The sequence below is a fragment of the Lachnoclostridium sp. An118 genome, assembly GCF_002160985.1.
Lineage (GTDB): Bacteria > Bacillota > Clostridia > Lachnospirales > Lachnospiraceae > Claveliimonas > Claveliimonas stercoravium.
The window spans coordinates 96,107-107,103 of sequence record NZ_NFLQ01000013.1 but is presented as its reverse complement, the minus strand read 5'-3'; the positions used below and the strand labels follow the sequence as shown (position 1 = coordinate 107,103).

11 protein-coding genes are annotated in these 10,997 nt (G+C 54.7%); 1 reads left to right on the top strand and 10 read right to left on the bottom strand.

The genetic code is table 11. The features are described 5' to 3' along the window. Window positions 1–111: 111 nt before the first annotated feature. The 6 genes from B5E62_RS11835 to B5E62_RS11810 all read right to left on the bottom strand — a co-directional run bounded on the left by B5E62_RS11835 (window position 112) and on the right by B5E62_RS11810 (window position 6,430). Window positions 112–1,932, bottom strand: coding sequence for a bifunctional homocysteine S-methyltransferase/methylenetetrahydrofolate reductase (locus tag B5E62_RS11835; protein ID WP_087174773.1), 1,821 nt, complete (start codon window positions 1,930–1,932; stop codon window positions 112–114). 1 nt (window position 1,933) lies between these two features. Continuing rightward, window positions 1,934–3,250 (bottom strand): O-acetylhomoserine aminocarboxypropyltransferase/cysteine synthase family protein, encoded by a 1,317-nt coding sequence (locus B5E62_RS11830; RefSeq protein ID WP_087174772.1) that lies wholly within the window; start codon window positions 3,248–3,250, stop codon window positions 1,934–1,936. A 183-nt stretch (window positions 3,251–3,433) separates the two neighbouring features. After that, entirely contained in the window at window positions 3,434–4,357 is a 924-nt protein-coding gene (locus B5E62_RS11825) for a LysR family transcriptional regulator (RefSeq protein WP_087174771.1), read from the bottom strand. A gap of 75 nt (window positions 4,358–4,432) precedes the next feature. After that, window positions 4,433–4,849, bottom strand: coding sequence for a hypothetical protein (locus tag B5E62_RS11820; protein ID WP_087174770.1), 417 nt, complete (start codon window positions 4,847–4,849; stop codon window positions 4,433–4,435). A gap of 17 nt (window positions 4,850–4,866) precedes the next feature. Next, complete coding sequence (locus B5E62_RS11815) at window positions 4,867–5,211, bottom strand: hypothetical protein (RefSeq protein WP_087174769.1); 345 nt, start codon at window positions 5,209–5,211, stop codon at window positions 4,867–4,869. Window positions 5,212–5,575: 364 nt separating this feature from the next. Continuing rightward, complete coding sequence (locus B5E62_RS11810; RefSeq protein WP_087174768.1) at window positions 5,576–6,430, bottom strand: aldo/keto reductase; 855 nt, start codon at window positions 6,428–6,430, stop codon at window positions 5,576–5,578. An 88-nt stretch (window positions 6,431–6,518) separates the two neighbouring features. On the opposite strand from B5E62_RS11810, the gene B5E62_RS11805 reads away from it, so the two are divergent. Next, on the top strand, window positions 6,519–7,376 hold the full coding sequence (locus tag B5E62_RS11805; protein WP_087174767.1) for a LysR family transcriptional regulator: 858 nt from the start codon (window positions 6,519–6,521) through the stop codon (window positions 7,374–7,376). 98 nt (window positions 7,377–7,474) lie between these two features. Here B5E62_RS11805 and B5E62_RS11800 read toward each other — a convergent pair whose 3' ends face one another. From B5E62_RS11800 to B5E62_RS11785, 4 genes are all read right to left on the bottom strand, one after another. Next, complete coding sequence (locus B5E62_RS11800; protein ID WP_087174779.1) at window positions 7,475–8,326, bottom strand: aldo/keto reductase; 852 nt, start codon at window positions 8,324–8,326, stop codon at window positions 7,475–7,477. 76 nt (window positions 8,327–8,402) lie between these two features. After that, entirely contained in the window at window positions 8,403–8,957 is a 555-nt protein-coding gene (locus tag B5E62_RS11795) for a flavin reductase family protein (protein WP_087174766.1), read from the bottom strand. Between the two features lie 327 nt (window positions 8,958–9,284). After that, window positions 9,285–10,481, bottom strand: a complete 1,197-nt coding sequence (locus B5E62_RS11790; protein ID WP_087174765.1) for an ATP-binding protein — start codon at window positions 10,479–10,481, stop codon at window positions 9,285–9,287. Between the two features lie 219 nt (window positions 10,482–10,700). After that, entirely contained in the window at window positions 10,701–10,928 is a 228-nt protein-coding gene (locus B5E62_RS11785) for a flavodoxin (protein WP_087174764.1), read from the bottom strand. Window positions 10,929–10,997 lie beyond the last annotated feature (69 nt).

Here is a 10,997-nt window from a genome sequence, read left to right as displayed (position 1 = left end):
CCTGTCTGTGATTTTTCGTCCTTCTCCAGTATACAGGAAAATGCTCTGTGAATGAAGTACCAGTTTTTCTATTTCTGCGTGATCAGCGCATTTTCTCCAAAATCTGCGCAATCATGGCGCGGCCCGGTTGAAGGGCACCATGAAATAGTATCCGTCTGTGATATCGCGGAGTTTTTCCGCGATCTCCACCGCAGTCTCCACTCCCACCCGCTGGGCCTCCTCCCTGCTCATGTCCCTGTCATACCGGTCGACGATCCCGTCGGGCACGCTGATGCCGGGAATCTCGTTTTTCATGAACAGGGCGTTGCGATAGCTCACAAGGGGCATGATGCCGCAGATGACCTTCGTGTCTATCCGGGATTTAATATACCGGATGCGCTCCATGTCTTCGTCAGAGTAGATGGGCTGTGTCAGGAAGAAGGAAGCTCCTGCCCCGCATTTTCTCTCCATCCTCCGTATCTCCGCGTCCAGATTGGCCCTGCCGTAATTGAGGGCCCCGCCGTAGGCCACCGGGTCCTGGGCAAAGTGCTCCCGGTTCATGCGCTCCAGGTATTTCATGAGGCTCACCGAGTGGAAGTCGTAGACGGAGGTGACCACATCCCTCTCCCCGGAGGGCACCGGGTCCCCGGTGACAAGGAGGAAATTGCGGATGCCGTTCATGTAGGCCCCCAGTATCTGGGCTCCCATGCCGATGACATTTTTGTCACGGCAGGCAATGTGGGGCATAGTCTCCACCTGCAGGCGGCCCGCCACCTTCACAGCGGACATAGCGGAGTCCGCCCGCATCCTTCCCATGGGGGAGTCGGAGAAGGTGATCATCTCCACCCCGGCGGCCTTCAGGATGGCCGCCGCCTCCATCATCTTAGCGTCATTTCCGTCGTGGGGTGGGTCCAGCTCGGCGATGACCACCTTCTCGCCGGAGTAGAGCCGGCGGATGAAGGGATTGTTGTTGTAGCTGATATCCTTGTCCGCCCTCTTCTCAGGCCGGTCTGTGAACCGCCTGGGTATCATCCTTCCCCCGGGCATCCGGGACAGCTGCCGTATGTAGGCGGGGCTGGTGCCGCAGCAGCCGCCGATGATGTTGACCCCGAGCCCCGCGATCTCCTCCATGGCCTCCCCGAAATAGAGGATGTTGTCCCTGTATATGTTCCGGTCCTGTATCCGGTCCGCATAGCCGGCGTTGGGGGCCGCAAACACCACCAGGTCGCCGAAATCCTGCCTGCGCAGCACCTTGGCCAGATGAGCCGGCCCAACGCCGCAGTTGAAGCCGATGCCGTCGATCTCCTGACTCTCTTTGGCGATGCTGACCAGCTCCGCCGCACTGAGCCCGGCGTTTGTATAGCCGTACATGTTGACGGAAAAACTGGCCATAACGAAGGCGTCGCTGACAGAGCGTATCCACCGGGCCACAGGGAGTATCCTCTTAAAATCGGAAAAGGTCTCAAACCATATGAGCTTCACCCCCGCATCCAGGTGGGCTTTTGCGATGGTCCTGTACTCTTCCAGTATCTCCTCCTCGCCGTCCTCGTCGTCCCCGCTGCCGTGCTCCGGTATGGGCCCTATGTCCCCCGCAATGTAGACCGGTCTTCCGGGCGCCTCCTTTTCCACCGCCCCCGCGGCGATATGGCAGGCCGCCCGGACATTCTCATACACCTTCCCCAGGAGCTCCTCCCTGGAGGCCTCTCCCCAGGTCTGGGACAGGGTCTCCGTGTTGGAGGCAAAGCTGTTGGTCCGCAGGATGTCCGCCCCCGCCCTGATATATTCCCGGTGGATGGCCTCGATCCTCTCCGGCGCCGCCACATTGTCCATCTCCGGAAAGCGGCCGCCCCCTCCATATATTTCCCGGTAGTAGGTTCCCATGGCTCCGTCCGTGACAAGGCGGCCTGCCCGGAATACTTCTCTGAAATCTGTCTTTTCCATGCTCTTTCCCATATTATCTTTCTCCGTTTCTAACTGCCTGGAAGGCCGTCTCCAGGGCGGCGATCAGATCCTCCGCCCGCTCGATCCCAATGGACAGGCGGATGGTGTTGGGCCGGATCCCCTGCTCCGCCAGCTCCTCCTGCGTGCACTGGCTGTGGGTGGTGGTAGCCGGGTGGATCACCAGGGACTTTACGTCCGCCACATTGGCCAGCAGGGAGAAGATGGGCAGGCTGTCGATAAATTTCCGGGCGTCCTCCTCATCTCCCCTGATCTCAAAGGTAAAAACAGAGCCGCCTCCATTTGGCAGATACTTCTTATATAAAGCATGAGTGGGCTCTCTGTCAAGAGAAGGATGATGGACAGCCTCCACCTGGGGATGAGCTGCCAGGTACTCCACCACCTTCAGCGCGTTCTCCACATGTCTCTCCACCCGCAGGGAGAGGGTCTCCAGTCCCTGGAGGAGAAGGAAGGCATGGAAGGGAGACAATGTGGCCCCTGTATCCCGCAGGAGCACGGCCCGGATGTAGGTGGCAAAGGCGCTGCCCGGCGCCGCCTCGGCAAAAGATACGCCGTGGTAGCTGGGATTTGGCTCTGCAAGCCAGGGGTATCCGCCGGACGCCTTCCAGTCAAAGCTTCCGCCGTCCACGATGACGCCGCCCAGGGCCGTCCCGTGTCCCCCCAGGAATTTGGTGGCGGAGTGGACCACAATATCCGCCCCGTACTCGATAGGCCGCACCAGATAGGGGGTGGCAAAGGTGGAGTCGATCACCAGAGGGATGCCATGCCTGTGAGCGATCCTTGCCAGCTCCTCAATGTCCGCCAGGTTGGAATTGGGATTGCCCAGCGTCTCCGCGAAGATGGCCTTTGTGTTCTCCTGGATGGCCGCCTCAAAGGCTCCCTCCTCCTCCGGGTCCACGAAGGTGGCTGTGATGCCGCTTGTCAGCGGAAGGGTGTGGGCCAGGAGATTGTAGGTCCCGCCGTATATGGTCCTGGAGGCCACGATGTGCTCACCCGCCTTTGCCAGTGCCTGGAAGGTGTAAGTGATGGCCGCTGCGCCGGAGGCTGTCGCCAGGGCCGCCGTGCCACCCTCCAGGGAAGCGATCCTCTTCTCGAACACCTCCTCCGTGGGGTTGGTCAGTCTCCCGTAGATGTTGCCGCCGCTTTCCAGGCTGAACAGGTCCTGGGCATGCTGGCAGTCCTGGAAAACAAAGGCTGTGGAAGCGTAGATGGGCACGGCCCGGGCTCCCGTGGCCGGGTCCGGCTGCTCCTGTCCGATATGCACCTGTCTTGTCTCAAAGCTCCAGTTTTCTGTATTTCTCACATCTTTCATGGTCGTTCCTCCTCTTGTCTGTTTGCATCTGTGTCTGCTTTCATCTGGGTCTGTTTTTGACTGTATCTTTTTTGTCTGGGTCTATCCTACCATGACCGTCCTGTTCTGGCTAATACAGAAAAAAAATAGCCGGTTATAGTTTGAAACTATAACCGGCCTGTCTGTATTTGTCTTTCGCAGGTCTCACTGCCCTGTCCCCAGGTACTTCCTCAGCTCCCGGATGTAGAGCTCCCCCATCCTGCTGGGGATCATGTTCTTTCTCACAATGTATCCAATCTCCATGGTGCTGTTCCTGTTCTCCTCGTCGTCCTGGAAGGGCACTGCCACAAACTCGTTTCCGTTCAGCTCCTCACAGATGATGCCGGAGCAGAGGGTGTAGCCCTTCAGACCCACCATCAGGTTCAGCATGGTGGCCCTGTCGTTGGCCCGGATGATGCGGGGATACTCGTTGGTGGACAAGATCTCCTCCGCCAGGTAGAAGGAGCTGTCATCCCCCTGCTCAAAGGCCAGGCAGGGGTAGGGCTCCAGCTGCCCGAACCGGATGGACTCCTCCCCGGCCAGGGGATGGCGCTTCCAGAGGTACACAAAAGCCTGGCAGTCGATCAGATGGTGGAACGCAAGCCCCGCTGACCGCAGCATCTTCTCCAGGCTTTTCCGGTTGAATCCAGACAGATACAGGACGCCTATCTCGCTCTTCATGGTGCTCACATCCCGGATCACCTCCGCCGTCCTGGTCTCCCGGATTGCAAATTCATACTTGGACATGTCAAATTCCTTCGCCATGTCCACAAAGGCCTTCACGGCAAAGGAGTAGTGCTGTGTGGAGACGCCGAACTTTTTCTTCAGGGAGCCGCCCTTTCCATATTTCTCCATGACCTCCTCATACTGGCTGTAGAGCTGCCTGGCATAGAGGAGGAACTCGGCCCCGTCCCCTGTCAGCGTCACGCCCCGCCCGCTGCGGTAGAACAGGGTGATCCCCAGCTCTTTTTCCAGCTCCCGGACAGCGCTGGTGAGGGAGGGCTGGGAGACATAGAGAAGCTCCGCCGCCTTGTTGATGGACTTTGTCTCTGCTATGGTGATGATATAATTTAACTGTGTCAGTGTCATTGTCTCCCTCTCTTCCGTTTTCTTCCCGCGGCCTCTCCTCCCGGGGACCGGCTGCCTCAGGCAGCCTCAGCGGCTTTATTCCAGCACCTCCTGCACCTGCTCCAGGGAAAGGCCGCATGTCTCCGCAATCTTTTCTGCCGGCATGCCCTGAGCTGACAGCCTGAAAATGGACTTGGCAAGCTTAAGGCCCTCGGTCCGGCCGCGCTCTATCCCCTCAGTACGGCCGCGCTTCGCCCCCTGCTGGTCCGCCTCCTTCAGCTCTTCCGCAAACAATTCCTTCAATGCATCGCACATCTTCTTTTCCACCTCCATCTGTTCCCAGTTTGCCCGCGTGATCAGGTTCATCACGGCTTCATAATCCTTCTTTTTTCTATTTCTCTCATACTTCTCCATCAGCCCCCGGATTTCTTCTCCCGCCTTCAGGTTCGTCCGCAGGCTCTGCAGCCAGTAGTTTTCCTGGCTGTCCAACTGGGGCGTGACCAGGAGCTGCATGGGGATGGCGTCACCTGTCAGGTAATAAATGTGATCGTCAGCTCCTGGGGATCGATCTCCTTTACTCTGTCCGTGCCTGACTGATAGAGACAGGCGTAGGCATACACCTTGTAAAAATCATTGACGCTCAGATAATCCTCCGGAGATTTGTACTCAATGATATTGTATCGGCGGAACAGCTTCCCGATGGCCTTTTCCACCGTCCTGTCCTGGAGCTTTTTGAGGACCAGCGCGTCTATCTGGAGGGGCTTTTTGCCCAGCAGATGCTCCTCCCTGTTCTCCAGGAAATCCAGGTCCTCCCCCAGCGTGATCCGAAGCGCCGCGCAGAACCCGGGATGCCACTGCAGCTTTGTTTTCTCCATATATGTTCTCCTTCAGTATAATATAAATCCTTTCGTTTGTGCAACTATATACGTCTCTCTCCCGCCACCAACGGCATCCCCTCCCCTGTGAGCTCCTGCGAATATACAGTTAAAAATAAATGGTCTTAAAAAGTGGAAATCTGCCCGGAAGCCGGGCTGAAAACAACAGAATGCAGATGCGCGGACCGCATCTGGAACCCCGGCGGCAGAGCTTTGTCCGCCACCGGTAGTATCTAAAAGATAACATATATCACAGTACCCGGCAAGCTTTTCTTTGTGAAGCCTGCCGGGTACCGGACCCATCCATTACACCCATTATAGAAAATCCTGACAAAAAGTCCTGACAGGGCCGAATAGGGCCGAGCTACCTCTTTTTCAGGAACATCCTGGCAATGCAGGGGTTTCCGTAATCCAGGATCTCGCTGTAGCCCAGGTCCAGCTGGTCGATGAGCTGTCTCTCCGCCTCAGACAGGGTGAAATCCCAGATGTCGTAGTCCTCCTGCATATGGGCCGGGACACTGCTCCTTGTGACCACGCTGACACCCCGGTCAACGTTCCAGCGCAGGGCCGTCTGGGCCGCCGTCTTGCCGTGCTTTCCGCCTATTTTTTCCAGGACTTTGTTGGAGAAGATTTTTTTCAGCCCCTCGCACAGAGGCGCCCAGGCCTGGGGCTGCACTCCCAGCTCCCCCATGACCCGCAGGGCTCCGTCCTGGTGGTAAAAGGGATGCAGCTCCACCTGGTTTACCATGGGAGGGATACGGCTGTTCAGGCACAGGTCCGTCAGCCGCTCCGGGCTGAAATTGCTGACGCCCACAGCCCGCACTCTGCCTTCCCTGTACAGCCGCTCCATGGTGCGCCATGCGCCGTAGTAGTCGCTGTACGGCTGGTGGATGAGATAGAGGTCGATGTAGTCTGTCTGCAGTCTCCTGCAGGACTCCTCAAAGGCCTTTCCTGCGGCCTCTTCCCCGGCATCGTCTATCCACAGCTTCGTGATGATGAACAGGTCTTCCCTTTTCGCCTTTCCCTCCTCTATCAGCTCTCTCAGAGCCCGCCCCACCGCCTCCTCATTTCCGTAGGAGGCCGCTGTATCAAACATGCGGTATCCGCTCTCAAAGGCCTCCCGCACGCACCGGATACACGCCGCCGGGTCCTTCATGCGGAGCACACCGAATCCCAGGAGCGGCATTTTCACTCCATTTCTCAGAGTTACAGAGTCCATCGTTGTCTTCCTCCTGTCACTTGTAATAGCTCTCCGGTTCCTGTAAAATAAAATAAGATATGTCCACACACTTTAAAGGAGAACATCCATGATTGAAATCCATCTGTTTGAACAGCTTGCTGCCTTTGCCGACTGTGGCACTCTGTCCGCGGCGGCGGAGCAGCTCCATATCTCCCAGCCTGCCCTGAGCCGCTCTATGCAGCGGCTGGAGGAGGAGCTGGGTGTCTCCCTCTTCGAGCGCCAGAAGAGTCGTCTGACACTGAACGAGACCGGGGAGCTGGCCGTGAGATACGCCAGGAACCTGCTCCTGCAGGAGCAGTCCATGATCCAGCAGCTCCGGGATTTTGACCGGAAAAGGCGGACCATCTGCGTGGGGTCCTGTGCCCCTGTGCTGATTCCGGATTTTGTCACCCTCCTGTCACGCCTGTACAAGGGCATGACCATCTCCACCGAGCTGACCGGCGACCCCCGCCTCCCGGAGTATGTAAGGGAGGGGCGGTATCAGATGGCCATCCTCCACGAAAAGCCGGAGGGGGAGGACCTTTATTCGGTCCCCATGGAGAGCGAGCGGCTCTATGTCACCCTGCCTCCCGTGCATCCCCTTGCGGATGCGGACGGCCTCTACCTGGAGGACCTGGACGGCCAGACCTTTCTCCTCTACTCCCAGATTGGGTTCTGGGATGAACTGTGCCGCCGGAAGATGCCCTCCGCCCGCTTTCTCCTGCAGCAGGACATGGACGTGCTGGGAGAGCTGGTGGCCAACTCCGCCTTTCCCGCCTTCACCACAGACTATGTGATGCAGCACACAGGCGCAGTGCCAGACCGCATTGTCATCCCCATCCTGGATGCGGAGGCCAGCGTCACCTACCACTGCACCTGCCTGCAGTCTGAGAAGGCCAGGTTCCGCCAGGTCTTCGAGCATATCCTCACCGCCCGCTCCCGCTGAACGCGCTAATGTCCGCCGGCGCTGCCTCCGGGGTGCCGGCCCCATGTGTCAGGAAGGAAGAAAAAGGACACACGGCCGACCGGCACCTCTGTGTTGTCTTACTCGTGGATCTTCATGCTGTGCAGCATCTTTACGAAGGCCGGGTCATCGTGGTTGACAATTTCGCTGTGTCCCAGGTCCAGCTTCGCGATCTCAGCCATATCCTCAGCGCTGAGCTCAAAATCCCAGATGTCCATGTTCTGCTCCATGCGGTCTTTGTGTACGGACTTGGGAATGACTACCACACCTCTCTGCACATTCCATCTCAGAGCTGCCTGGGCTGCGCTCTTGCCGTATTTCTCACCGATCTTCGTCAGCACAGGGTGGGTAAAGATGCCGTGATTGCCCTCGGCAAAGGGACCCCATGCCTCCGGAACAACTCCGTACTCCTTCATGAGAGCCAGGGCGTTCTCCTGCTGGAAGAAGGGATGCAGCTCCACCTGGTTTACAGCCGGCATCACATCCACTGTCTCACACAGATCCGCCAGACGTGCCGGATAGAAATTGCACACGCCGATGGCCTTCAGCCTGCCTTCTTTATATTCCTCCTCCATAGCTCTGTAGGCTCCGATGTAGTCCCCCATGGGCTGGTGGATCAAATACAGGTCCAGGTAGGAAAGGCCCAGGTTGTCAAGGGACGTCTGGATGGCCTTCTTTGCCTCCTCGTAGCCTGCGTCCTGCACCCACAGCTTTGTGGTGATAAAGAGCTCCTCTCTCGGGACGCCGCATTTTTTAATTGCCTCTCCCACTGCCTTTTCATTCATATAGGCGGCCGCTGTGTCGATGAGGCGGTATCCGCTGGCGATGGCGTCCAGGACAGCCTGCTCGCACTGTGCCGGGTCCGGCACCTGGAACACGCCAAAGCCTTCCTTTGGCATTTTCACTCCGTTGTTTAATGTCACAAATTCCATGTTCTTGTCCTCCTTGAAAATAAATATCTGAAAATCCTGCTGCTTTCTGCTCTGCCGCGGCCTGCCTGATGGCAGCCTATTTGAGCGCGGCGCCGTCCTTGAAAGCATTTCCCACCTTCTCGCCGAGGCGGTAATATCCGTAGTGCACGGTGTCGTAGGTAATGGGGCTGAATTTTTCAAGGCTCAGCTCCCCGTCCTCCCCCAGGACCCTCTCGTCAATGCTGACATTCACGATCTTTCCAAGGAATTTCGTGTCGTCTGTCACATTCACAAGCCTGCACTCCAGGGTCACCGGGAGCTCGTTGATGATGGGCGCATGGACGAAAGCGCTCTCTGTGGTCGTAAACCCGGCCTTCTCCATCTTGTCCTCCTCTTTGTTGGCGGACACAAGGCCCACATAGTCGCAGGCTGTCATATGCTCCTCATCCCCCATGCTGACCGTGAAGGCCTTCTGCAGAAGGATGTTGTCCGTCGTTTTGTGGCTGGACAGATCGATCATGATCTCGTCCGGTCCCACAATGCCGCCCCAGGCCGCATTCATGGCGTTCGCCTTTCCCTTCTCATCGTAGGTGCCGATGATCATGACCGGCTGGGGAAATAAAAAAGGCTTTGCTCCAAAATCTTTTCTCATAAATAAAAACCTCCTGTTCCACTGCCTGTACAGAAACCTTTTCCTGTCTTCGTGTAATATTGTAGGAGGTCCCGCCCAAAAAGTACAATGCCAATTTGGCAGAAGTCTATAACTCAAACGCATACTCTGCCCCTCTGTCTCCACCATCCCTCCTGGAAAAAGCGCCGGCCTTCAGCGCCTGGTATACGGACTCCTCGGCCTCTGCCGGGGAGAGGAGGAAGTTTCCATGTCAAAACCCAGGGGTTCAGACACCAATACCCTGCCCATATTTCCAAAATATTCTGTCCTCATCAGTTACAGACCCAGTCCATTCCCCACTCCATCAAACTATTCCTGCAGCAGCCAGTCAGCTATATCGTGAATGTTAACTCCTTCATAGCTGTATTTCGGATGTCTGGTCCGGGCGATAATCATCTTGGGATAAGCATCTCGTATTTGAAGCAGCGGTGAACACTCCCTCTCAAATGTTTCCTGTCCGGAAATATCATCACTTACCTGAATATATATTTTTTCGCTCCCTCTCTGTGCCACAAAGTCGATTTCTTTCTGATACAATTTTCCGACATAAACATCATATCCACGGCGAAGAAGTTCGATACAGACTATATTCTCATATACTCTGCCATAATCCATGTTTCTGCTTCCGAGAACCGCGTACCTGATACCTGTATCACATAAATAGAATTTTTCTGAACTTTCCAGATATTTTTTCCCCCGAATATCGTAACGTTTAATGTCATAAAAAACAAAGGCATTACACAAATATTTAATATATTTTCCAACCGTCACATGATTCGTCGTAATCGTATTAGCTGTCAGCAGTTTGCTGACCTTATTCGGAGATGTCAGGTTACTGATATTATCCATAAGGAACTCACTCAGCCGCTGCAGAACAAAAGTATCAGGCAAGGCATATTTCTGCACCAGATCTCTTGTAACAATCGTTTCGTAAACCTCTTTGATATAGTTCGTTCTGTCTTTCTCTGTTCTATACAGATAGGAACCTGCAAGACCGCCCTGCATTAAATAACTATCAAAAAGCTTGTCCTTATCGCTGATTTCATCATAATACTGGCAATATTCCTGAAAACTGAAAGGGAACACATGAATTTCAATAAAACGTCCTGTGAAAAGAGTTGCCAGATCAGCACTCAGCAAAAAGGCATTTGAGCCAGTTACGTAAATATCGTATTTTCCCTTAGAATACAGACTATTGACCGCAAGTTCAAATTTAGGACACATCTGGACTTCATCAACAAAAAGATAATTTATTTTTCCTGCCTGATAATTTTCTTCCACATAGGAATGCAATGCATGGTATTCCTTAATTTCTTCATATGCCAGGTCCATAAAATCAATAAAAATAATGTTAATATTTTCACATCGACTTTTCAAATATTCAATATACGCCTGCATCAGCTTCGACTTGCCTGAGCGTCGAATACCAGTAATAATTTTAATATCAGGCGTTCCATTCAGTTCAATAATCCTATCAAGGTATTTTCTTCTCGTAATTATTTTCATATTGTCACCACTTTCAAAAATTATATTTTTTTATTTTTTCGAAACCGTCTTGTTGTGCTTATTATATCGTTTGCATAGAGTATATGCAAGATATCGCTTTCAAAAAAGCAATACATTTTATTTTTTGAAAATAGCCCTGTAACTGTTTCTTTTTCCCATGCAAAAAAGGCAGGATGCATATACACCCTGCCACATTTCTGCATATTCTATTCCTGACAATTACAATCCCAGTCCGCTCACCCATTCCTGAACATCCGCCGCATCAACACCCGACCGGAACCTCATGCCTTCCTGCCAGTCGCCTGTCCCGGCCATATCTGCCAGCAGTTGTCCGCTGTCGCCAAGTCCGGAGGAAGCGGAGGTCGCGAAGGGAATCACTGTCTTTCCTGTGAAGTCGTTGTTCTCCACAAAGCTGTCCACCGGCCACGCAGCTTCGCCCCACCAGATAGGATACTAAACCGGAGGTCGTTTTCCCCAGCCCTTGATTTTACTGAGCTTAACGGTATACAAAAGTGT

Excerpts from the sequence above, each read along its gene's own strand:
- B5E62_RS11820 (WP_087174770.1), bottom strand. The coding sequence starts at position 4,849 with ATGCAGCTCCTGGTCACGCCCCAGTTGGACAGCCAGGAAAACTACTGG.
- B5E62_RS11800 (WP_087174779.1), bottom strand. The coding sequence starts at position 8,326 with ATGGAATTTGTGACATTAAACAACGGAGTGAAAATGCCAAAGGAAGGC.
- B5E62_RS11830 (WP_087174772.1), bottom strand. The coding sequence starts at position 3,250 with ATGAAAGATGTGAGAAATACAGAAAACTGGAGCTTTGAGACAAGACAG.
- B5E62_RS11835 (WP_087174773.1), bottom strand. The coding sequence starts at position 1,932 with ATGGGAAAGAGCATGGAAAAGACAGATTTCAGAGAAGTATTCCGGGCA.
- B5E62_RS11795 (WP_087174766.1), bottom strand. The coding sequence starts at position 8,957 with ATGAGAAAAGATTTTGGAGCAAAGCCTTTTTTATTTCCCCAGCCGGTC.
- B5E62_RS11805 (WP_087174767.1), top strand. The coding sequence starts at position 6,519 with ATGATTGAAATCCATCTGTTTGAACAGCTTGCTGCCTTTGCCGACTGT.
- B5E62_RS11815 (WP_087174769.1), bottom strand. The coding sequence starts at position 5,211 with ATGGAGAAAACAAAGCTGCAGTGGCATCCCGGGTTCTGCGCGGCGCTT.
- B5E62_RS11790 (WP_087174765.1), bottom strand. The coding sequence starts at position 10,481 with ATGAAAATAATTACGAGAAGAAAATACCTTGATAGGATTATTGAACTG.
- B5E62_RS11825 (WP_087174771.1), bottom strand. The coding sequence starts at position 4,357 with ATGACACTGACACAGTTAAATTATATCATCACCATAGCAGAGACAAAG.
- B5E62_RS11810 (WP_087174768.1), bottom strand. The coding sequence starts at position 6,430 with ATGGACTCTGTAACTCTGAGAAATGGAGTGAAAATGCCGCTCCTGGGA.